This is a genomic window from Streptomyces sp. NPDC048338 (assembly GCF_043201055.1).
Taxonomy (GTDB): Bacteria; Actinomycetota; Actinomycetes; order Streptomycetales; family Streptomycetaceae; genus Streptomyces.
The window spans coordinates 186,537-206,625 of sequence record NZ_JBICYQ010000009.1 but is presented as its reverse complement, the minus strand read 5'-3'; the positions used below and the strand labels follow the sequence as shown (position 1 = coordinate 206,625).

Below are 20,089 nucleotides of genomic sequence, written 5' to 3'. Positions count from 1 at the left end.
GGATGTCTCATTCAATAAATCGATGCCTCATCCGGAGGCTGAGAGGAATGCTGTGCACATGACGAAGCCCCTGCTGCTGATCGACGTGGACGGGCCGCTGAATCCCTATGCGGCGCAGCGCGAACGCCGCCCGGAGGGGTACACGACGCACCGCATGCGCCCGGACGGCTGGTGCGAGACCAAGCCGCTGCGGGTGTGGCTCGATCCGTCGCACGGGGGCGAGCTGCTCGCGCTGGCCGGGGCGTACGAGCTGGTCTGGGCGACGACCTGGAAGGGCGAGGCGAACGCGTTCATCGGGCCGCACCTCGGACTGCCCGAGCTGCCGTTCATCGACTGGCCGCAGATGCACGGAAAGGCCCCTCGCGGGACCTTCTGGAAGACGCAGTACATCCTGGAGTACGCCCGGGGGCGGCCGTTCGCCTGGGTGGACGACGACATCACGCCGTACGACCACGAGTACGTGGGGCAGAACCACCTCGCCGCCGCCCTGCTGCTGCACGTCGACCCCCGGCTCGGACTCCTCCGGCCGGACTTCGACGCGCTCGCGGACTGGGCGGCGGCGCTGTGACGTGCTGCGGTGCGGCTACTTCTTGGCGGTGGCCCAGGCGTGCTGGATCACCAGGTCGGCCTTGACCTCCACCAGCTGCGCGGCGACCGCCGACGGAGCCGTGCCGCCCCGGCCGTCGCGGGAGGCCAGCGCGCCCGGCACGTCGAGGACGGTGCGGACCTCCGGGGTGAGGTGCTCGGAGATCTTGGCGAACTGCTCGTCCGTCAGGCCGTCCAGTTCGACGCCGTCGGCCTCGGCCGCCTTCACGCACTCGCCGGCGACCTCGTGCGCGACCCGGAACGGCACGCCCTGCTTGACCAGCCACTCGGCGATGTCGGTGGCGAGCGAGAAGCCGGCCGGCGCCAGTTCCTCCATGCGCTCCCGGTTGACCGTGAGCGTCGCCATCATGCCGGTGAAGGCGGGCAGCAGGACCTCCAGCTGGTCGCAGGAGTCGAAGACCGGCTCCTTGTCCTCCTGGAGATCACGGTTGTAGGCGAGCGGCAGGGCCTTGAGCGTGGCCATCAGGCCGGAGAGGTTGCCGATCAGCCGGCCGGACTTGCCCCGGGCCAGCTCGGCGATGTCCGGGTTCTTCTTCTGCGGCATGATCGACGAGCCGGTGGAGAAGGCGTCGTGCAGGGTCACGAAGGAGAACTCCTTCGTGTTCCAGATGATGACCTCCTCCGCGATGCGGGAGAGGTTCACGCCGATCATCGCCGTGACGAAGGCGAACTCGGCGACGAAGTCGCGCGAGGCCGTGCCGTCGATGGAGTTGCCGACGGAGCCGCGCTCGAAGCCGAGGTCCTTGGCGACCGCCTCCGGATCGAGACCGAGGGAGGAGCCTGCCAGCGCGCCGGAACCGTACGGCGAGACCGCCGTGCGGGTGTCCCACTGGCGCAGCCGCTCGGCGTCCCGGGAGAGGGACTGGACGTGCGCGAGCACGTGGTGGGCGAAGAGCACCGGCTGGGCGTGCTGCAGGTGGGTCCGGCCCGGCATGGCGACGTCCGGGTGGGCCTCGGCCAGGCCGACGAGCGCGTCCTGGAGGTCGGCGATCAGGCCGCCGATGATCCGCGCGTGGTCGCGCAGGTACATCCGGAAGAGGGTGGCGACCTGGTCGTTGCGGGACCGGCCGGCGCGCAGCTTGCCGCCGAGCTCGGCGCCGAGACGCTCCAGCAGGCCGCGCTCCAGCGCGGTGTGGACGTCCTCGTCGGCGATCGTGCCGACGAACGAGCCGTCCGCGACGTCCGCCTCCAGCCGGTCGAGACCGGCGAGCATGCGGGTCAGCTCGTCCTCGGTGAGCAGCCCGGCCTTGTGGAGCACGCGCGCGTGGGCGCGGGAGCCGGCGATGTCGTACGGCGCCAGCCGCCAGTCGAAGTGGACCGACGCGGACAGCTTCGCGAGGGCCTCGGCGGGGCCGTCGGCGAACCGGCCGCCCCAGAGCCGGACGTCACCGTTGTTGCTGCTCACAGCTACTGCTCCTCAAGACAAGGGTGGAGATATGGCGCCGCCTCCCTGCCGCGGACAACAGGGAGGCGGCTGTGGAACGAGTCGTGACTAGGCGAGGTCACGCTTCGCGGCGATCTTCGCGGAGAGCGCGAAGATGTCGATGAAGCCCTGGGCCTTGGACTGGTCGAACGTGTCGCCCGAGTCGTAGGTCGCGAGGTTGAAGTCGTACAGCGACTCCTCCGACCGGCGGCCGGTGACGACGGCGCGGCCGGCGTGCAGGGTCATCCGGATGTCGCCGGTGACGTGCTGGTTGGCCTCGTTGATGAAGCCGTCCAGGGCGCGCTTGAGCGGGGAGAACCACAGGCCGTCGTAGACCATCTCGCCCCAGCGCTGCTCGACCTGCCGCTTGTAGCGGGCCAGCTCGCGCTCGACGGTGACGTTCTCGAGCTCCTGGTGGGCGGTGATCAGGGCGATCGCACCGGGGGCCTCGTAGACCTCACGGGACTTGATGCCGACCAGCCGGTCCTCGACCATGTCGATCCGGCCGACGCCCTGGGCGCCGGCGCGCTCGTTGAGCTGCTGGATCGCCTGGAGGACGGAGACGGGCCTGCCGTCGATGGCGACCGGGACGCCCTCCTTGAAGGAGATGACTACCTCGTCCGCCTCGCGCGGGGTGGCCGGGTTCTCGGTGTACTCGTAGATGTCCTCGATCGGCGCGTTCCAGATGTCCTCCAGGAAGCCCGTCTCGACGGCGCGACCGAAGACGTTCTGGTCGATGGAGTACGGGGACTTCTTGGTGGTCGCGATCGGCAGGTTCGCCTTCTCGGCGAAGGCGATGGCCTTGTCCCGGGTCATGGCGTAGTCACGGACCGGGGCGATGCACTTCAGGTCCGGGCCGAGGGCCTGGATGCCGGCCTCGAAGCGCACCTGGTCGTTGCCCTTGCCGGTGCAGCCGTGGGCGACGATGCCGGCGCCGTGCTTCTTCGCGGCGGCGACGAGGTGCTTGACGATGGTCGGCCGGGAGAGGGCCGAGACCAGCGGGTAGCGGTCCATGTAAAGGGCGTTGGCCTTGATCGCGGGGAGGCAGTACTCCTCGGCGAACTCGTCCTTGGCATCCGCGACCTCGGCCTCGACCGCACCACAGGCGAGCGCGCGCTTGCGGATGACGTCCAGGTCCTCGCCGCCCTGGCCGACGTCCACGGCGACGGCGATGACCTCGGCACCCGTCTCCTCGGCGATCCAGCCGATGGCGACGGAGGTGTCCAGGCCGCCCGAGTAGGCGAGTACGACGCGCTCGGTCACGGGTTTCTCCTTACCTTGCAATCACTGATGGGTATAACTATGCAGTCCTCCGTATGTTTTGTCAAAGGTGGGGGTGGCGGCCCCGGGCGGGGCGAAATCCAGGGGCGGGGCGGGCGGGCCGCCGCCTACGCTCCGGGGATGCACGGCGACGAGAACGAGAGATACGAGGCGGCGCGGGGCCTCGCCCGCGGGCGGCGACCGGCGCGCGTCCTGGACGTCGCGGACCCGCGCGCGTGGACGGAGCTCGACGAGACCGTCCGCGAGGCGTCCGCGCGGGGCGTCCTCGCGCCGCACGACCGGCTCACCCGCGGGCGCCCCGGCCTCCCCCCGCCGTGGTGGACCCGCCCCGGGTCCGGCGGGCCCCGCCTCGGATCCCGCCCCGGCGAGGCGGAACTCGCCCTCGCCCTGTGCGATCCCGACGGCAGGATCCGGGAGGCCGCGCTCGGCCACGCCGGCTCCCGCCCCGGCGTGCTCCCGCTGGTCGCGATCCGTTCCACCGACTGGGCACCTCCCGTCCGCGAGCGGGCCCTGGGCGTCCTGCGGACCGCCCTGCCCGACGCGGCGCCCCGCACGCTCGCCGTCACGGTCCCGGTGATCCTTCGGGTCGCCGGGCGCCGGCGCGGGGGCGCGGCCGGCGCGCTCCTGGAGGAACTGCTGGGCGGCTGCCCCGAGGCGACGCTCGCCTCGCTGCTGCTGAACCGGGACCGGGCCACCCGGCGGCTTGCCCTGCGCGTCGCCGTCGCACGCGGGCACCTCGACGCGGGCCGGCTGGCCCGGATCGCCTCTGCCGACAACGACGTGGTGGTCCAGGGCGTGGCCTCCGACGCCGCGATCGCGGCGATGACGGCGGAGACGGAGGAGGAGGTCCTCGGCCGGCTCCTGGCGGGCCGGACCGGGCGGACCCGCGCGGCCGGCGTCACCGCGCTGCGCCGGGCGGGCCGCACCCCCGAGGCGGAGCCCTTCCTGTACGACCGGTCGGCGATGGTGCGGGCCTGCGCGCGCTGGACGCTGCGGCAGGGCGGCACGGATCCCCTGCCGCTGTACCGCGCCCGGTGCGCGGACCCGGCGCGGACAACGGGCCGGGCGCCACTGGGACTCGCCGAGTGCGGGGAACGCGGCACGGACATGCCGGTGCTGTGGGAGCTGACGGCGCACGCCGACCCGGCGGTACGGGCGTCGGCGGTCGCGGGGCTGCGTTCCTTCGAGGTGTCGGGGCGGGACCGCGAACGGCTGCTGCCGCTGCTGGCCGACCCCGCGCCGGGCGTCGTGCGGGAGGCCGCACGCACGCTGGAGCCGGTGGCCGCCCTGCTGCCGCCGGCCGAACTCGCCCGGCTCACCGGGCCGGAGCGGCCACCGCACGTGCGGGCTCGCGCCCTGCGGCTGCTCGCCGCGCACGGCGGGGCCGTCCACGCGGAGACGGCCGTGCGGCTCGTCGAGGACGCCGATCCGGTGCCGGACCCGGCGGCCGCGCTTCCGGGGCAGCCTCCGGCGGGGCGCCGGGCGCGCCTCCGGCAGGTCTGGCGCGCCTGGCTCGCCTGAACTCCCCGACCGGGGCCGCCTGTCGGGGCGGCCGGGGCCGGGCGCCGCGCACGGCGCGAGAATGGCCCGCATGGGAAAAACATATGACCGCATCGACGGACGGCTCCGCGACTTCATCGAGGCCCAGCCGGTCTTCTTCAGCGCCACCGCGCCGCTGGACGGCGACGGAACCGTCAACCTCTCCCCCAAGGGCCTGACCGGCTCCTTCGCCGTCGTCGACGAACGGACCGTCGCCTACCTGGACTTCGCGGGGAGCACCGCCGAGACGGTCGCCCACCTGCGGGAGAACGGGCGCATCACCCTCATGTGGTGCGCCTTCCAGGGACCGCCGAACATCGTGCGGATCCACGGCCGCGGCGAACCCGTCTTCCGGGACGACCCGCGCTGGGAGGACCTCATGGCGCACTTCCCCGCCATCGACCCGACGCTCCACGGGCTGCGGGCGATCATCCTCGTCACGGCCGAGCTCATCCGGGACTCCTGCGGGTACGGGGTGCCGTTCATGACCTACGACGAGGACCGCGACCTGCACGGCAGGCGCTTCGCACGGGAGGACGACGCCTCCCTCAGCGCGTACTTCGCCAAGAAGGAGCACATCTCGACGAGCATCGACGGCCTGCCCGGACTGCCGCTCCCGCTGCCGCCGCTCCCCCGGCCGGGTCAATAGTCCGGGCGGGAACCCGCGAGCCCGGCGGCGGAGGTCCGACGGCGATCGGTCGGTACTGACCGCCGTCGGGCCCGGACGCGCGTCGCGGAGGCTCGCGGGCCCCCGTTACCGGTCGTTCTGCGCCAGCCGCAGCAGGTGGTCGGCGAGCGCCTGGCCGCCCGCCGGATCACGGGAGATCAGCAGCAGCGTGTCGTCGCCCGCGATGGTGCCGAGGATCGCGTGCAGCTCGGCCTGGTCGATGGCGGACGCGAGGAACTGCGCCGCGCCCGGCGGCGTCCGCAGCACCACCAGGTTGGCGGACGCCTCGGCGGAGATCAGCAGCTCGCCGGAGAGGCGCCGCATGCGCTCCTCCTTGGCGGACTCGCCGAGCGGCGCCTGCGGGGTGCGGAACCCGCCCTCGCTGGGCACCGCGTAGATCAGCTCGCCGCCCGTGTTGCGGATCTTCACCGCGCCGAGCTCGTCGAGGTCGCGGGAGAGCGTCGCCTGGGTGACGCTCAGCCCGTCGTCCGCGAGGAGCTTCGCCAGCTGGCTCTGCGAGCGCACCGGCTGCCGGTTGAGGATGTCGACGATCCTGCGGTGGCGTGCGGTGCGGGTCTGCGGAACGGACGGCCCGGCCCCGGACTCCGCCTGGGGGGACCCCCAGTTCCCGGTCTGCTGCGCGTCGGTCATCGTCGTCTCATTCTCCGGTTCGTCCTTGCCCGTGCACCGCTCCGTCGAGGACGGCCGGGAGCGCCTCCAGGAAGGCGTCCACCTCCGCGTCGGTGATGATCAGTGCCGGCATGAGCCGTACGACATCGGGAGCGGGCGCGTTCACCAGGAGACCGGCGTCCTGAGCCGCCTGCTGCACCTGCGCGGCGACGGGCTCGGTGAGCACGATACCCAGCAGGAGCCCCGCACCACGGACGTGGGAGACCAACGGGTGCTTCAGACCCTCGATTCCGTCGCGCAACCGCTCGCCGAGCCGCTTGACCTGGTCGAGCGCTCCCTCGGCGGCCAGCGTGTCCAGGACGGCCAGACCGGCGGCGCAGGCGACCGGGTTCCCGCCGAAGGTCGTGCCGTGGTGGCCGGGCCGCAGCAGGTCGGCCGCCTCGCCGAAGGCCACGGTGGCGCCGAGCGGCAGCCCGCCGCCCAGACCCTTGGCCAGCGTCACGACGTCGGGCTCCACACCGTCGTGCCCCTGGTGCTCGAACCAGTGGCCGGTCCGGCCGACGCCGGTCTGGACCTCGTCGAGGACCAGCAGCGTACCGATGGCGCGGGTGATCTCGCGGGCCGCCTGGAGATAGCCGACGGGCGGGACGACCACGCCGTTCTCGCCCTGGATCGGCTCGATGACGACGAACGCCGTCTCCTCGGTGACCGCCGCGCGCAGCGCGTCCACGTCGCCGTACGGCACATGGGTGACGTCGCCCGGAAGCGGCAGGAACGGCGTCTGCTTGCCCGGCTGGCCGGTGAGCGCCAGCGCGCCCATGGTCCGGCCGTGGAAGCCGCCCTGGGTGGCGACCATGTGGGTCCGGCCGGTCAGCCGGCCGATCTTGAAGGCGCCCTCGTTGGCCTCGGCGCCCGAGTTGCAGAAGAAGACCCGACCGGGGCGGCCGAACAGCTGGAGCAGCCGCTCGGCGAGTGCGACGGGCGGCTCGGCGACGAACAGGTTGGAGACGTGGCCGAGGGTGGCGATCTGCCGGGACACGGCCTCGACGATCGCCGGGTGGGCGTGGCCGAGGGCGTTGACGGCGATGCCGCCGACGAAGTCGAGGTACTCCCTGCCGTCGGCGTCCCAGACCCGGACTCCGGCGCCGCGCACCAGCGACAGCTTCGGCGTGCCGTAGTTGTCCATCAGCGAGCCCTGCCACCGCTGGGTCAGTTCCGTGTTGTTGCCGCTCACGATTCCCCCTGTCCGTCGGCCACGACCATGGTGCCGATGCCCTCGTCGGTGAAGATCTCCAGCAGGATCGAGTGCTGGACCCGGCCGTCGATCACGCGGGCCGTGGTGACCCCGTTGCGCACGGCGTGCAGACAGCCCTCCATCTTGGGCACCATGCCGCTGGAGAGGTCGGGCAGCAGCTTCTCCAGCTGGCTCGCGGTGAGCCGGCTGATGACCTCGTCGCTGTTCGGCCAGTCCTCGTAGAGGCCCTCGACGTCGGTCAGGACCATCAGGGTCTCGGCGCCCAGCGCCGCAGCGAGAGCCGCAGCCGCCGTATCAGCATTGACGTTGTAGACATGTCCGTCGTCCTGGGAGCGGGCGATGGAGGAAACGACCGGGATCCGGCCGTCCTGCAGCAGCGCCTCGATGGCGCCGGTGTCGAGGGCGGTGATCTCGCCGACGCGGCCGATGTCGACCTGCGCGCCCTCGATGACCGGCTGGTGCTTGGTGGCGGTGATGGTGTGCGCGTCCTCGCCGGTCATGCCGACGGCGAACGGGCCGTGCTGGTTGAGCAGCCCGACGAGCTCACGCTGGACCTGCCCCGCGAGGACCATCCGTACGACGTCCATCGCCTCGGGCGTGGTGACCCGCAGGCCGGCCTTGAACTCGCTGACCAGGCCCGCCCGGTCGAGCGCGGCGCTGATCTGGGGACCGCCGCCGTGCACGACGACCGGCTTGAGGCCGGCGTGGCGCAGGAAGACGACGTCCTGGGCGAAGGCGGCCTTGAGGTCGTCGTCGATCATGGCGTTGCCGCCGAACTTGATGACGACGGTCTTCCCGTGATGACGGGTCAGCCAGGGTAGCGCCTCGATGAGGGTCTGGGCCTTGGGGAGCGCGGTGTGCTTCCGCGTGGTGCTCGTCATGACGAGTACGCGCTGTTCTCGTGGACGTAGTCGGCGGTCAGGTCGTTGGCCCAGATGACGGCCGACTCCGAGCCCGCGGCGAGGTCGGCCGTGATGGTGACCTCCCGGTAGCGCATGTCGACCAGGTCGCGGTCCTCGCCGACGGATCCGTTCTTGCAGACCCAGACGCCGTTGATGGCGACGTTGAGCAGGTCGGGGTCGAAGGCCGCCTGCGTGGTGCCGATGGCGGACAGCACCCGGCCCCAGTTGGGGTCCTCGCCGTGGATGGCGCACTTGAGGAGGTTGTTGCGCGCGATGGAGCGGCCGACCTCCACGGCGTCGTCCTCGGTGGCGGCGTTGACCACCTCGATCCGGATGTCCTTGCTGGCGCCCTCGGCGTCGCCGATGAGCTGGCGGGCGAGGTCGTCGCAGACGGCCCGTACGGCCTCGGTGAACTCCGCGGCCTCGGGGGTCACGCCGGAGGCGCCGGAGGCCAGCAGAAGGACGGTGTCGTTGGTGGACATGCAGCCGTCGGAGTCGACCCGGTCGAAGGTGAGCCGGGTGGCGCCGCGCAGGGCGGCGTCCAGGTCCCCGGCGGCGACGTCGGCGTCGGTGGTGAGGACGACCAGCATGGTGGCGAGGCCGGGGGCGAGCATGCCCGCGCCCTTGGCCATGCCGCCGACCGTCCAGCCGGACCGGGTCACGACCGCGGTCTTGTGGACGGTGTCGGTGGTCTTGATGGCGATGGCGGCCTTCTCGCCGCCGTGCTCGGAGAGCTGCTCGGCGGCCTTCTCCACCCCGGAGAGGACCTTGTCCATCGGGAGCAGGAGGCCGATCAGGCCGGTGGAGGCGACGGCGACCTCGCCGGCACCGACGGCCGGGCCGGCCTCGCTGAGGACCTCGGCGACCTTCTCGGCGGTGGCGTGGGTGTCCTGGAACCCCTGCGGTCCGGTACAGGCGTTGGCCCCACCGGAGTTGAGGACGACAGCGGTCAACTCGCCGGTGGAGAGCACCTGCTGGGACCAGAGGACGGGAGCGGCCTTGACGCGGTTGGAGGTGAAGACGCCCGCGGCGGCGCGGCGGGGCCCGGTGTTGACCACGAGGGCCAGGTCCGGGTTGCCGTTCTCCTTGATCCCGGCGGCGATGCCCGCCGCCGTGAATCCCTTCGCTGCGGTGACGCTCATGGAGCGACTCCAATCGTGGAAAGTCCGGTGTCCTCGGGCAGCCCGAGGGCGATGTTCATGCTCTGCACCGCGCCGCCGGCGGTGCCCTTGGTGAGGTTGTCGATGGCGCTGATGGCGATGATCCGCCCGGCGGCCTCGTCGTACGCGACCTGGATCTGAACGGCGTTGGAACCCTGGACGGACGCGGTCGCCGGCCACTGCCCCTCGGGCAGCAGGTGGACGAACGGCTCGTCGGCGAAGGCCTTCTCGTACGCGGTCCGCACGGTCTCGGCCGTCACGCCCGGCTTCGCCTTGGCGGAGCAGGTCGCGAGGATGCCGCGGGACATCGGCGCGAGGGTCGGCGTGAACGACACGCTCACCCGCTCGCCGGCCGGGCCGCTCAGGTTCTGGATCATCTCGGGGGTGTGCCGGTGGCCGCCGCCCACGCCGTACGGGGACATGGAGCCCATCACCTCGCTGCCGAGCAGGTGCGGCTTGAGTGCCTTGCCGGCGCCGGAGGTGCCGGTGGCGGCGACGACGACGGCTTCGGGCTCGGCGAGGCCGTCCGCGTACGCGGGGAAGAGGGCGAGCGAGACGGCGGTGGGGTAGCAGCCGGGCACCGCGACCCGCTTGGACCCCGCCAGCGCGGCGCGGGCACCCGGCAGCTCCGGCAGGCCGTAGGGCCAGGTCCCGGCGTGCGGGGAACCGTAGAAGGCCTCCCAGTCGGCGGCGTCCGCGAGCCGGAAGTCGGCGCCCATGTCGATGACCAGCGTGTCGGGCCCGAGCTGCTCGGCGATGGCGGCGGACTGGCCGTGCGGGAGCGCGAGGAACACGACGTCGTGCCCGGCGAGCGACTCGGCGTCGGTCGGGGCGAGGACGCGGTCGGCGAGCGGAAGGAGGTGCGGCTGGAGGCCGCCGAGCCGCTGACCGGCGTTGGAGTGGCCGGTCAGGGTGCCGATCTCCACGTCGGGGTGGGCGAGGAGAAGACGCAGGAGCTCTCCGCCCGCGTACCCGCTCGCGCCTGCCACTGCTGCTCGTACCGTCATCGAAACCCTCCTCATGGATGGCATGACTATACGCACGACCGCACTTTTATGCAAAGGTGTTCCACGGCGGCTGATCATGCGCGGTGACGGGGCGCCCCGGTCGGCCCGTCCGGCCCCGTCCGCGCTCGGCCCGGGCTCCGGATCCGGTTCGGCCCGAGGACGGGCGGTCCGCCCGCGGCTCCTGCCGGAAAAGCCGGTCGCGGGGCGCGGAACCGGGTCCGTAGTGTCGCCCGGATCAGGACGACCCCACGGCACGACGACGGTCAAGGAGCGGCCATGACCCCGCGCATGACGATGACGGCGATCACCCTGGACTGCCCCGACCCCGAGGCACTCGCCGCCTTCTACCGGCGGGCCACCGGGCTCGCGCCCCACCCGCGGTCCGACGGCGACTTCGCCGCCCTCGTCTTCGAGAACGGCCTCGTCCTCGGCTTCCAGCGGGTCGACGACCACCGGGCCCCGCGCTGGCCCGACCCCGGATCCTCGCAGCAGATCCACCTCGACTTCGACGTGCCCGACCTCGACGAGGCCGAGTCCCTGCTCCTGGCGGAGGGCGCCACGAAGCCGGAGGTCCAGCCGGGCGGGGACCGGTGGCGCGTCCTCCTCGACCCGGCGGGGCATCCGTTCTGCCTGTGCCCGACCCGGGCCGGGGCGGCGGGGTGACGGCGCGAGCCCCGGTCGAGCGGCTCGCGGAATGGGTCGAGAACGTGCCGGCGCGGGAGTACGAGCGGCTGCGCCGGGTCGGCGAACTGCGCGGGCACCGGGTGGACTCGACCCACCCGCCGACGCATCTGCGGCGTCGGCTCCTGGCCGCGGGCGAGGCGTTCCCGGCGCGCGTCACCGTGAACGCGGCGACGGCGACGGCGATCGACGGCGAACTCGCGGGCGTGCGGCGGCAGGTGGCCCGGGACGTCGTCACCGGCGCCCATCACGGCTGAGGATCCGCGTCCCGGTCCGGCCTACGCCACCCGCCCGCGGGCGGGCCGGGCCCCTCGTCACACCCCCGCCCCGGCACACGTCATCCCGGTGACGAGCCGGTGAGGACGACGAGGAGGGATGGCCCGTGCGGAACGACGAGTTCCTCGACCGCCAGTTCGGGGCCCATGAGGCGCGGCTGCGGGCTGTCGCCCGGCGGATGCTCGGATCGCGCCGGGAGGCGGAGGACGCCCTGGCCGAGGCCCGTGCCGGGGTGGGCGTCGGGGACGTGGCCGGCTGGCTGACGATGGCCGTGGGCCGGGTGTGCCTCGCGCGGCTGCGGGCCCGGACGGCGGGCGGAGGGCCGCGGGAGGACGGGCGGGAATCCCCGGGCGACGGGTACGGAGAGGAGGCGGTCCGGCCGGGTCCGGCCTCCGGCGGGGCGGGCGGGCAGGCGCCGCCGGACGGCGTAGCGGACTCGGTGACGCTCGCGCTGTTCGTCGTCCTGGAGTCGCTGACGCCGGACGAACGGCTCGCCTTCGTGCTCCACGAACTCTTCGGCCTGCCGCTCGACGAGACCGCGCGGATCACCGGCCTTACGGCGGCGGAGGCGGCCCGGCTCGTCCGCCACGGCCGGCTCCGGGTGCGGGGCGGTGGCACAACCGGGCCCCGGGCGGATGCCGCGGCCGGTGCGGGAGGGGGCCGGTCCGGGGCCGCGCGGACCGGTCCGGGCGGCGTGGCCGGAGCCGGGGATCCGGCGCGCGAGCGAGCGGTCGTCCGGGAGTTACCCGGTTCGTGACGACCCCGCCCCGGCCTGCGGCCCGCCGTCCCGGGCAGCGCCGTCGGCCGGACCACCCGCCCCGGCCTGCGTACTTAGCTGTTTAGCTCATGTGCTAAATATGGGCCCGTGACCGAACACCCCACACAGGACGACATCGAGGCCGGCGTCTTCCGCGCCCTCGCCGACGCCACCCGCCGGCAGATCCTCGAGGACCTCAGGGACGGCGAACTCGCGGCCGGCCAGATCGCCGGCCGGTTCTCCATCAGTGCGCCCTCCGTCTCCCGGCACCTCGGCGTGCTCAAGGGGGCGGGGCTGGTGACCGAGCGACGTGACGGCAACCGCATCCTCTACTCCCTCGCCGAGGACCGGCTCGCGACCTCCGTGGGGCGCTTCCTGAGCAGCGTCTGCCCGGAGCAGATCGTGATGCGCCGCACCAGGTGGCGCGACAAGGAGGCGGGCGCGTGAGGACTCCGCCCCGGCTGGCGAGCGTCATCGAGCGGCGGCTCCTCGTCAACTACCGCGTCGACCCCGAGGTCGCCGCCACCCACCTGCCGGCCGGCCTTCGCCCGCAACTGGTCCGCGGCAGCGCCGTCGCCGGGATCTGCCTGCTCCGGCTCGGCTCGGTCCGGCCCGTCTGGGCCCCGGCGGTCACCGGTCTGCGCAGCGAGAACGCGGCCCACCGCTTCGCCGTCGAGTGGGACGGCCCGGACGGGGTGGAGACCGGCGTGTACATCCCGCGGCGCGACACCGCGTCCCGCGTCAACCGCTGGGCGGGGGGCCGGGTGTTCCCCGGCGAGCACGGGCACGCGGACTTCCAGGTGGCGGAGACCGCCGACACCGTACGGGTGGCCTTCGCGACCCGGGACGGCTCGACCCGGGTGGACGTGACCGCCGAGATCACCGGCACCCTCGACGGCAGCGGGCTCTTCGCGGATCTCGACGAGGCCTCGGCGTTCTTCCGGGGCGGCAGCAAGGGCTACTCCGCCACCAGCGACGGCCCGCACCTGGACGGGATGCAGTTGCAGACGGACGCCTGGCGCGTCGAGGCCGGGCGGGTGGCCTCGGCCTCCTCCTCGTTCTTCGACGATCCGGACCGCTTCCCGCCGGGGAGCGCGGCACTGGACTCGGTGCTGGTCATGCGCGACGTGCCGGTGCGGTGGCGTCCGCTGGCACCCCTGGACACCGCCCGCTGAGCCCCGGAGGGTGCGGCCGGCGACCCGGCCGCACCCTCCGTCAGGCGCTCTTGACCGCCCGCAGGACCACGAACTTCGGGTCGCTCGCGACGAGGTCGCAGCGGCCGAAGATGCGGCGCAGGGTGACGTGGTAGCCGAGGTGGCGGTTGCCCACCACCCACAGTTCGCCGCCCGGCCGGAGCACGCGGCGGGCGTCCGTGAACATCCGGCGGGCGGTGCGGTCGGTGGTGGCCTGGTGGCTGTGGAACGGCGGGTTGTTGAGGACGAGGTCCACCGACCCGGCCGGCAGGTCCGCCGTGCCGTCGCCGACCGTGAACGCGGCCGTGCGGCCCGGCTCGGCGTGGGCACGGAAGTTCGCCTCGGCCGAGGCGACGGCCTGGTACGACTCGTCGGTGAAGACCAGGTCGGCCTCGGGTTCGGCGAGCGCGACGGCCAGGCCGACGACGCCGTTTCCGCAGCCGAGGTCGACGACCCGGGCGCTGCCGATCCCCTGCGGCAGGTGGCGGAGGAAGAAGCGGGTGCCGATGTCGAGGCGGTCGGCGCAGAACACCCCGGCGTGGTTGCCGATCGTCCGGCCCGCCACGGTCCCGGCGTCGGCGGGCAGCGCGTAGCGGTGCGGCCACGGGTTCGTGCCCCGGTCGAGCGACGGGTCCGGGGTGCAGTGGATCAGCCGCGCCTTCTTCACCGCGAGCGAGGTGCGGGTGGGGCCGAGGATCCGCTCGAAGAGCCGGAGGGTGGAGGTGTGGATGTCCTTGACCATGCCGGTTCCGACGACGACGGTGCCCTCGTGCAGGGCGGGCGCCAGGCGGTGCAGCTGGTCCTCCAGGAGCGCCAGGCTCTTGGGGACGCGGACGAGCAGCACGTCGATCCGCTCGGGCGGCGGGTCCTGCGTGGTCAGCAGCCGGACCGCGTCGGGCCCGGCTCCGGCCCGCTCCAGGTTCTCGGCCGTCGCCCGCCGGCCGAGGTAGGAGTCGGAGATCTGGACGAGCGCGGCGGGGTGCCGGGCGGCGAGCGCGGTGGCGAGGGCGCCCCAGCGGTCGCCGACGACGGCGACGGTGCCGGACAGGTCCGTGCCGGTCTCCGCCAGGTGCGCCAGCAGGTACTCGTCGGAGGCGTCCCAGGCGCGCAGGGGGTCGCGCGGGTCCGCGGGGAAGCGGGTGAGGGGGAACTCGCCCCATGACGTGGTCAGACGGTTCATCGTGCTCTCAGGCTAGCCGGTCGGACCGGTCCGCCCGACGGCCGCGGCGGGGAGCGGGGCCGCGCCGTACGGAAGGAACCCGGCGAGGAGCGGGGCCGCGCCGCGCCGTACGGACGGGACCCGGCGAGGGCGTCGGGCCTCCGGCCGGCAGGCCGGTGCACGCTCGCCCGGGTCAGCCGGCCGTCGCGGCGAGCTGGAGGTGCCACAGGCCGGGGCGGCCGGTGAGGGTGACGGTCGACAGCGGACGCACGTCGACGTTCCAGTACGTGGCGGGGGCGCCTTCAGGGCGTACACGAGGGCCGCCCGGACGACGGCGGGTTCGGCGACGGCCACGATCGCGCCGTCCTCCGCGGGCCGGGTGTCGAGCCAGCCCCCTATCCGCGTGATGAAGGCGAGCAGGGTCTCGCCGCCGTGCGGCGCGGTCCGCGGGTCGGAGAGCCAGGCGTCGACGGCCGCGGGTTCCTGGGCGGCGACCTCGGCGAGGGTGAGCCCCCGCCACCGGCCCATGTCGCAGTCGCGCAGGGCGGGCTGGGCGAGCGGGGCGTACCCCAGGGCCGTGCCCGTGGCCCGGCTTCGGGGCGTCGGGGAGCAGTAGCGCAGCTCGGCCGAGCCGAGTGGCACCAGTGTGTGTGCGGCGACCTGCACCTCGTACCAGCCGGCCTCGTCGAGCGGCCGGTCGTCGTCGAAGCGTTCGGCCAGCAGGGAGGAGCTGCGCGCCGCCGCGACGAGCGTGACCCGAAGACCCATGGGCGCGATCGTGAGGCCGAAAGCGTGGCAGGTCAAGAGGGCATATGCGCGGCGGTGCGCGCGGCCGGGAAGGGGCCGGGGACGGGAGGGTCAGTTCAGCCCGAGAGCCATCCACTTGTCCGGGTTCTGCAGTGGCCGGAACCCGACCTTCTCGTAGACCCCGTGGGCGTCCGCGGTGGCCAGCATGACGCGGCGCAGGCCGTACGGCTCCAGGTGGTCGCGTACGGCCGTCACCAGGGCCGTTCCGAGCCCGGTGCCCCGTGCGGTCCGGTCGACGTAGACGTCGCAGAGCCAGGCGAAGGTGGCACGGTCGGTGACGATGCGCGCGTAGGCGGTCATCTCGCCCGTCTCACGGTGGTAGGCGCCGAAGTTCAGGGATCCGTCGATCGCCCGGTCCTGGGTGTCGCGGGACCGTCCGAGGGCCCAGTAGGCGTCGGTGGAGAGCCAGTGGTGGACGCGGGCGCGGTCGAGCCGCTCGGGGTCGGTGGAGAACTCGTGGGCGCCGTGCGTGAGGGCGGGGCTGGTGGTCGGGTTGCTCATGGGGCGAAGGCTTCCAGGGGTCGCCACGCTTGTCAGGTGGATTTGACCGCCGGGGGCACACGGGGCGGGGCCGGCGCCCGGCCCTTCGCCGCCCTGCCGCACGGCGCCGGCCTCGCCCGTCGGCCGCCGGCCCCCGCCGTCACGCCCCGGCCCCCGCCCTACGCCCCGCTCACGGCACGAGTTCGTCCACCGCGGCCCGCAGGCGGCGGACGCCTTCGGCGATCTCCGTCGGGCCCGCCACACCGGCGAAGCTCAGCCGGATGTGGCCGGCGGGGGGTTCGGCGCAGAAGTAGGGGCGGCCGGGAGCGAGGGCGACGCCCGTGCGCAGGGCGGTCGCGTGGAGGGCGGACTCGGGGACGGTGTCGGGCAGCCGGAGCCAGAGGTGGTAGCCGCCGGAGGGGATGTGCGACAGCGTCAGCTCGGGCAGGTGCAGGGCGAGCGCGCCGGCCAGGACGTCCCGGCGGCTCTTCAGCTCCTGGGACACGGCGCGCAGATGGCGGCCCCAGGCGGGCGAGCCGACCAGTTCCAGGGCGGCCTCCTGGAAGGGCCGCGGCACGAAGAAGCTGTCGACGACCTGGATGGCGCGCAGACGTTCCAGGACCGGTCCGCGGGCGGCGAGGGCCCCGACCCGCATGCTCGCGGAGGTCGGCTTGGTGAGGGAGCAGACGTGGACGACGACCCCGTCGGGGTCGTCGGCGGCCAGCGGCGGGGGCAGGGGGGCGGCGTCCTCGTGCACCAGGCGGCGGGCGAAGTCGTCCTCGACGACGAAGGCGCCGGCGGCCCGGGCGATCGCGACGACCGCCCGGCGCCGCTCGGGGGCGAGCACGGCCCCGGTCGGGTTCTGGAACAGCGGCTGACAGACCAGGACCCGGGCGCCGGTCGCGCGGAAGGCGGCCTCCAGGAGGTCCGGCCGGACCCCGTCGGCGTCCGTGGGGACGGGCACCGGGCGCAGGCCGGACGCCCTGGCGACCGCCAGCATGCCGGGATAGGTGGGCGATTCGACGAGGACGGCGGTGCCGGGCGCGGCGAGGGCGCGCAGCGCGGTCGTGATCGCGGACTGGCCGCCCGCGGTGATCAGGATGTCGGCGGCCGTGACGGAGCCGCCGATCTCCCGGGCGAACCACTCGCGGAGTTCGGGCAGTCCGTCCGTGGGCGGCCGGCCCCAGGCGCCCGGCCGGCGGCCGGCGCGGGCCAGTGCGGCGGACAGGGCGCGTTCGGGCTGGAGCGAGGGGTGCAGGTATCCGCCGTTGAACTCGATCATGCCCGGCGGCGGGGCGGAGAGGGTGACCAGCACTCCGGAGGCGTCGACGGCCCGGGGGACGAGTTCGGTGGCGCTGTCGGCGCTGAGCGCGACCTCCTGCCAGGAGGTGTCCCCGACGGCCGGTGTGCCGGTCCGCGGCTCGGCCCGGAAGGCACCGGCTCCCGGCCGGGTCACGACCAGCCCTTCCGCGGCGAGCCGCGCGAGGGCCCGGGTGACGGTGACCGGGGAGACCCGATAGCGCTCGACGAGAGCGCGACTCGATGGCAGCTTCCCACCTGGTGAGTAGCGGTCGAGCTCCGCCTTCAGGGATTTTGCCAGTTCAGCCACACTGCTACGCTCGTGCATGACAGCACAGGATAGCGCTACTCGCCCCAGCACGATAGCGGTCGGCAGCTCCCCGCAGGCCGGCGGCACCGTTCTCGCCGGTCTCGGCGTGGTCGCCTTCTCGCTCACCTTCCCCTCCACCGTCTGGGGCCTGGAGAGCTTCGGCCCGTGGTCGCTGGTCGCGCTGCGCTCCACCCTCGCGGCGCTGATCGCGGGCGCGTTCCTGCTCGCCCTGCGGGTCCCGCTGCCCGAGCGGCGTCACTGGGCGGGTCTCGCCGTCGTCGCCGGCGGTGTCGTGGTCGGCTTCCCGCTGCTCACCAGCCTCGCCCTGCAGACCTCCACGACCTCGCACGCCGCGGTGGTCGTCGGCCTGCTGCCGCTCACCACGGCGACCTTCGCCGCCCTCCGCACCGGCCGCCGGCCGTCCCGCACGTTCTGGTGCGCGGCGCTCGCCGGCGCGGGGGTGGTCATCGGCTTCACCCTGGCGGAGAGCGGCGGATCCCTGTCGGCCGGCGACGTGTACCTCTTCGGCGCGCTCGTCGTCTGCGCCGCCGGCTACACCGAGGGCGGGCGGCTCGCCCGGCTCATGCCCGGCTGGCAGGTCATCGGCTGGGCACTGGTCCTCTGCCTGCCCGTCATGGTGGCGGGCTCGGCCGTGGCGCTCGCCGTGGAGCCGGTGCGCCTCACCGCCCACGGCGTGATCGGGCTGGTCTGGGTGGCCGCCGGCTCGACGTTCTTCGGCCTGTACGTCTGGTACCGCGGCATGGCGGCGATCGGCATCCCCAAGGCCAGCCAGCTCCAGCTCGCGCAGCCGCTGCTGACGCTGGTGTGGTCGGTGTCGCTGCTGGGCGAGCACCTCTCGCCCGCCGCTCCGGTCGCCGCCTGCGCCGTCCTCCTCTGCATCGCCGTCACCCAGCGGGCACGGAGCTGACGGCCCGCCCCGAAGTGACGCAGGTCACCCTCCCGGACGTAGACTGCGAAGTACGACAAGCCCGGCCGCGAGGAGGCAACCCCGATGCAAGCGAGCAAGGGCGACACGTTGCTGGTGCACGGCCGGACCGTCGGACAGCACGACCGTACGGCCGAGGTCATGGAAGTACTGGGCGAGAACGGCACTCCCCCGTACCGCGTGCGATTCGACGACGACGGCCACGAGGCCCTGATGGCTCCGGGCCCCGACACCGTCGTACGCCACCACGAGAAGGCGTGAGAGCAGCCCGGACAGCGCCCGGCGCCGGACGACGGCGCCGGGCCTGACCGTGCGGGGCCGCCCCTGGCCCGGGGACGACGGCATCACCGCGGCGGGCGGACCCTCGTCGGGTAGTGGTCGGCCACCACGGCCGCCATCGCGCCGTTCCGGTCGGTGCCGACCTCCTTCGCCGAGAAGAAGCAGTGTCCGCGCACACCGGGGTGGCGAGCGGCCAGGGTGAGGTGGCGGGACAGCTCCGCGGGGTCCTGCCAGGCCGCGGGCTGCGCGGGGTCACCGCACTTGTAGAGCGCCTCGCCGACGTAGAGGCCGACGCCGGTGTCCCGTACGACCTCGTCCCACCAGGACAGCAGCTTGGCGTAGTCGGCGGCGGCGAAGCCGATGTTCCAGTACAGCTGGGGCGCGATGTAGTCGATCCAGCCCTCCCTGACCCACTTCCTGGTGTCGGCGTGCAGGTCGTCGTAGGTCTGCACGCCCGCGCTGGTGTCCGAGCCCTCGGGGTCGGTCGCGGCGTTGCGCCAGACCCCGAAGGGGCTCACCCCGAAGTCCACGTGCCGGCCGATCCCCTTGATCCGGGCGGCGGTCTCGGAGACCAGCAGATCGGTGTTGTTCCGACGCCAGGCGGCCTTGTCGGGGAAGTCCGCGCCGTACTCGGCGTAGGCGGCGTCGTCGTCGAAGACCTGGCCGGCGACCGGGTAGGGGTAGAAGTAGTCGTCCCAGTGGACGGCGTCGACGTCGTACCGGCGGACGGCGTCCAGCATCGCGTCCTGGACGAAGCGCCGCACCTCGGGCAGACCGGGGTTGTAGTAGAGCTTCCCGCCGTACGGCAGGACCCACTCGGGGTGCAGCCGGGCCGGATGACCGGCCACCAGGCGGGTGGGGTCCGTGTGATGCGCCACGCGGTACGGGTTGAACCAGGCGTGCAGCTCCAGACCCCGGTCGTGGGCCTCCGCGACCGCCGTGCCCAGCGGATCCCACCCCGGGTCGCGGCCCTGCACCCCGGTGAGGCACTGCGCCCACGGCTCGTACGGCGACGGCCACAGGGCGTCGGCGGTCGGCCGGACCTGGAGGACGACGGCGTTGAGCCGGCGTGCGACGGCCGTGTCCAGGTGGGCGAGGAGTTCGGCCCGCTGCTCCTCGGCCGTGAGCCCGGCGCGCGAGGGCCAGTCGCGGTTGGCGACGGTCGCCAGCCACATGCCGCGGAACTCCCTGCGCCGGAGCCCGCGGCCCGCCGCGGAGGCCGCGGCCGCCGGGGCGGAGCCGGTCAGTCCGGCGGCCGCGAGCGCCGCTCCCGTGGTGCCCGCCACGAACCCTCTTCTGCCGATAGGCCGCACTTTGTCACCCCTCATGTGTCGGATACGTCACAGCTACCCGGACAGCATGCCCACCCCGGGGCGATCGATCATCGGTAGATGCGGAGTAACGTCGTGGGGTCGAGGCGGACGCACCGGAA

The 20,089-nt window shown here is 73.7% G+C and carries 21 protein-coding genes and 1 pseudogene; 10 read left to right on the top strand and 12 right to left on the bottom strand.

The features are described from left to right. Window positions 1–58 precede the first annotated feature (58 nt). Window positions 59–568, top strand: a complete 510-nt coding sequence (locus ACGFZF_RS22040) for an HAD domain-containing protein (RefSeq protein WP_393556499.1) — start codon at window positions 59–61, stop codon at window positions 566–568. A gap of 15 nt (window positions 569–583) precedes the next feature. On the opposite strand, the gene argH is transcribed toward ACGFZF_RS22040, so the two are convergent. Together argH and ACGFZF_RS22030 are read right to left on the bottom strand one after the other, a co-directional pair. Continuing rightward, complete coding sequence (gene argH / locus ACGFZF_RS22035) at window positions 584–2,011, bottom strand: argininosuccinate lyase (protein WP_393556497.1); 1,428 nt, start codon at window positions 2,009–2,011, stop codon at window positions 584–586. 87 nt (window positions 2,012–2,098) lie between these two features. Next, window positions 2,099–3,292 (bottom strand): argininosuccinate synthase, encoded by a 1,194-nt coding sequence (locus ACGFZF_RS22030; protein ID WP_147977168.1) that lies wholly within the window; start codon window positions 3,290–3,292, stop codon window positions 2,099–2,101. Between the two features lie 138 nt (window positions 3,293–3,430). On the opposite strand from ACGFZF_RS22030, the gene ACGFZF_RS22025 reads away from it, so the two are divergent. Both ACGFZF_RS22025 and ACGFZF_RS22020 read left to right on the top strand, forming a co-directional pair. Beyond that, on the top strand, window positions 3,431–4,831 hold the full coding sequence (locus ACGFZF_RS22025; protein WP_393556495.1) for a hypothetical protein: 1,401 nt from the start codon (window positions 3,431–3,433) through the stop codon (window positions 4,829–4,831). Window positions 4,832–4,901: 70 nt separating this feature from the next. Next, a complete protein-coding gene (locus tag ACGFZF_RS22020) occupies window positions 4,902–5,498 on the top strand; it encodes a pyridoxamine 5'-phosphate oxidase family protein (RefSeq protein ID WP_393556493.1) in 597 nt (198 codons plus the stop codon). A 105-nt stretch (window positions 5,499–5,603) separates the two neighbouring features. Here ACGFZF_RS22020 and ACGFZF_RS22015 read toward each other — a convergent pair whose 3' ends face one another. Genes ACGFZF_RS22015 through argC form a run of 5 tightly spaced genes read right to left on the bottom strand, consistent with a single transcriptional unit; the run spans window position 5,604 to window position 10,470 of the window. Next, window positions 5,604–6,167: an arginine repressor gene (locus ACGFZF_RS22015; RefSeq protein WP_147977171.1), complete on the bottom strand. Its 564-nt coding sequence runs from the start codon at window positions 6,165–6,167 to the stop codon at window positions 5,604–5,606. A gap of 7 nt (window positions 6,168–6,174) precedes the next feature. Beyond that, entirely contained in the window at window positions 6,175–7,380 is a 1,206-nt protein-coding gene (locus tag ACGFZF_RS22010) for an acetylornithine transaminase (protein ID WP_393556491.1), read from the bottom strand. Continuing rightward, window positions 7,377–8,282 (bottom strand): acetylglutamate kinase, encoded by a 906-nt coding sequence (gene argB / locus ACGFZF_RS22005; RefSeq protein ID WP_393556489.1) that lies wholly within the window; start codon window positions 8,280–8,282, stop codon window positions 7,377–7,379. Before argB ends, ACGFZF_RS22010 begins: the two co-directional genes overlap by 4 nt. Next, window positions 8,279–9,445 carry a bifunctional glutamate N-acetyltransferase/amino-acid acetyltransferase ArgJ gene (argJ, locus tag ACGFZF_RS22000; RefSeq protein ID WP_393556487.1) on the bottom strand — a complete coding sequence of 389 codons (1,167 nt, stop codon included), beginning with the start codon at window positions 9,443–9,445 and terminating at the stop codon, window positions 8,279–8,281. The genes argB and argJ overlap by 4 nt, the downstream gene beginning before the upstream one ends. Then, entirely contained in the window at window positions 9,442–10,470 is a 1,029-nt protein-coding gene (gene argC, locus ACGFZF_RS21995; RefSeq protein WP_393556485.1) for an N-acetyl-gamma-glutamyl-phosphate reductase, read from the bottom strand. Before argC ends, argJ begins: the two co-directional genes overlap by 4 nt. A 276-nt stretch (window positions 10,471–10,746) precedes the next feature. Here argC and ACGFZF_RS21990 point away from each other — a divergent pair, with 276 nt between their 5' ends. The 5 genes from ACGFZF_RS21990 (at window position 10,747) to ACGFZF_RS21970 (ending at window position 13,359) form a co-directional block, all read left to right on the top strand. After that, complete coding sequence (locus ACGFZF_RS21990; protein WP_393556483.1) at window positions 10,747–11,133, top strand: VOC family protein; 387 nt, start codon at window positions 10,747–10,749, stop codon at window positions 11,131–11,133. Then, window positions 11,130–11,408 (top strand): hypothetical protein, encoded by a 279-nt coding sequence (locus ACGFZF_RS21985; RefSeq protein ID WP_393556481.1) that lies wholly within the window; start codon window positions 11,130–11,132, stop codon window positions 11,406–11,408. Before ACGFZF_RS21990 ends, ACGFZF_RS21985 begins: the two co-directional genes overlap by 4 nt. Before the next feature lie 125 nt (window positions 11,409–11,533). Further along, window positions 11,534–12,184 (top strand): sigma factor-like helix-turn-helix DNA-binding protein, encoded by a 651-nt coding sequence (locus tag ACGFZF_RS21980; protein ID WP_393556479.1) that lies wholly within the window; start codon window positions 11,534–11,536, stop codon window positions 12,182–12,184. 108 nt (window positions 12,185–12,292) lie between these two features. Beyond that, on the top strand, window positions 12,293–12,631 hold the full coding sequence (locus tag ACGFZF_RS21975) for a metalloregulator ArsR/SmtB family transcription factor (protein ID WP_356780079.1): 339 nt from the start codon (window positions 12,293–12,295) through the stop codon (window positions 12,629–12,631). Further along, on the top strand, window positions 12,628–13,359 hold the full coding sequence (locus tag ACGFZF_RS21970) for a DUF2071 domain-containing protein (protein ID WP_393556476.1): 732 nt from the start codon (window positions 12,628–12,630) through the stop codon (window positions 13,357–13,359). Before ACGFZF_RS21975 ends, ACGFZF_RS21970 begins: the two co-directional genes overlap by 4 nt. 40 nt (window positions 13,360–13,399) lie before the next feature. Here the strand turns inward: ACGFZF_RS21970 and ACGFZF_RS21965 are convergent, their stop codons facing one another. The 4 genes and pseudogenes from ACGFZF_RS21965 to ACGFZF_RS21950 all read right to left on the bottom strand — a co-directional run bounded on the left by ACGFZF_RS21965 (window position 13,400) and on the right by ACGFZF_RS21950 (window position 17,450). Next, window positions 13,400–14,557, bottom strand: a complete 1,158-nt coding sequence (locus ACGFZF_RS21965) for a methyltransferase (RefSeq protein WP_393556474.1) — start codon at window positions 14,555–14,557, stop codon at window positions 13,400–13,402. 172 nt (window positions 14,558–14,729) lie between these two features. Next, window positions 14,730–15,304 (bottom strand): annotated as a pseudogene (locus ACGFZF_RS21960) (histidine phosphatase family protein). 90 nt (window positions 15,305–15,394) lie between these two features. Further along, entirely contained in the window at window positions 15,395–15,844 is a 450-nt protein-coding gene (locus ACGFZF_RS21955) for a GNAT family N-acetyltransferase (RefSeq protein ID WP_356600978.1), read from the bottom strand. Between the two features lie 169 nt (window positions 15,845–16,013). Beyond that, a complete protein-coding gene (locus ACGFZF_RS21950; RefSeq protein WP_393556472.1) occupies window positions 16,014–17,450 on the bottom strand; it encodes a PLP-dependent aminotransferase family protein in 1,437 nt (478 codons plus the stop codon). On the opposite strand from ACGFZF_RS21950, the gene ACGFZF_RS21945 reads away from it, so the two are divergent. Together ACGFZF_RS21945 and ACGFZF_RS21940 are read left to right on the top strand one after the other, a co-directional pair. After that, complete coding sequence (locus ACGFZF_RS21945) at window positions 17,449–18,360, top strand: DMT family transporter (protein WP_393556470.1); 912 nt, start codon at window positions 17,449–17,451, stop codon at window positions 18,358–18,360. The genes ACGFZF_RS21950 and ACGFZF_RS21945 overlap by 2 nt on opposite strands. An 84-nt stretch (window positions 18,361–18,444) precedes the next feature. Next, the gene (locus ACGFZF_RS21940; RefSeq protein ID WP_356600981.1) at window positions 18,445–18,639 is read left to right on the top strand and encodes a DUF1918 domain-containing protein; all 195 of its coding nucleotides are present in this window, start codon (window positions 18,445–18,447) and stop codon (window positions 18,637–18,639) included. Between the two features lie 83 nt (window positions 18,640–18,722). Here ACGFZF_RS21940 and ACGFZF_RS21935 read toward each other — a convergent pair whose 3' ends face one another. Then, complete coding sequence (locus ACGFZF_RS21935; protein WP_393556468.1) at window positions 18,723–19,985, bottom strand: glycoside hydrolase family 10 protein; 1,263 nt, start codon at window positions 19,983–19,985, stop codon at window positions 18,723–18,725. Between the last annotated feature and the right edge of the window lie 104 nt (window positions 19,986–20,089).

Bases quoted from the DNA above. Each gene is read 5' to 3' on its own strand.
- ACGFZF_RS22040 (WP_393556499.1), top strand. From the start codon at position 59: ATGACGAAGCCCCTGCTGCTGATCGACGTGGACGGGCCGCTGAATCCC.
- ACGFZF_RS22015 (WP_147977171.1), bottom strand. From the start codon at position 6,167: ATGACCGACGCGCAGCAGACCGGGAACTGGGGGTCCCCCCAGGCGGAG.
- ACGFZF_RS21950 (WP_393556472.1), bottom strand. From the start codon at position 17,450: ATGCACGAGCGTAGCAGTGTGGCTGAACTGGCAAAATCCCTGAAGGCG.
- argB (WP_393556489.1), bottom strand. From the start codon at position 8,282: ATGACGAGCACCACGCGGAAGCACACCGCGCTCCCCAAGGCCCAGACC.
- ACGFZF_RS21945 (WP_393556470.1), top strand. From the start codon at position 17,449: ATGACAGCACAGGATAGCGCTACTCGCCCCAGCACGATAGCGGTCGGC.
- ACGFZF_RS21935 (WP_393556468.1), bottom strand. From the start codon at position 19,985: ATGAGGGGTGACAAAGTGCGGCCTATCGGCAGAAGAGGGTTCGTGGCG.
- ACGFZF_RS21990 (WP_393556483.1), top strand. From the start codon at position 10,747: ATGACCCCGCGCATGACGATGACGGCGATCACCCTGGACTGCCCCGAC.
- ACGFZF_RS21965 (WP_393556474.1), bottom strand. From the start codon at position 14,557: ATGAACCGTCTGACCACGTCATGGGGCGAGTTCCCCCTCACCCGCTTC.
- ACGFZF_RS21940 (WP_356600981.1), top strand. From the start codon at position 18,445: ATGCAAGCGAGCAAGGGCGACACGTTGCTGGTGCACGGCCGGACCGTC.
- argC (WP_393556485.1), bottom strand. From the start codon at position 10,470: ATGACGGTACGAGCAGCAGTGGCAGGCGCGAGCGGGTACGCGGGCGGA.
- argJ (WP_393556487.1), bottom strand. From the start codon at position 9,445: ATGAGCGTCACCGCAGCGAAGGGATTCACGGCGGCGGGCATCGCCGCC.
- ACGFZF_RS22020 (WP_393556493.1), top strand. From the start codon at position 4,902: ATGGGAAAAACATATGACCGCATCGACGGACGGCTCCGCGACTTCATC.
- ACGFZF_RS21955 (WP_356600978.1), bottom strand. From the start codon at position 15,844: ATGAGCAACCCGACCACCAGCCCCGCCCTCACGCACGGCGCCCACGAG.
- ACGFZF_RS22025 (WP_393556495.1), top strand. From the start codon at position 3,431: ATGCACGGCGACGAGAACGAGAGATACGAGGCGGCGCGGGGCCTCGCC.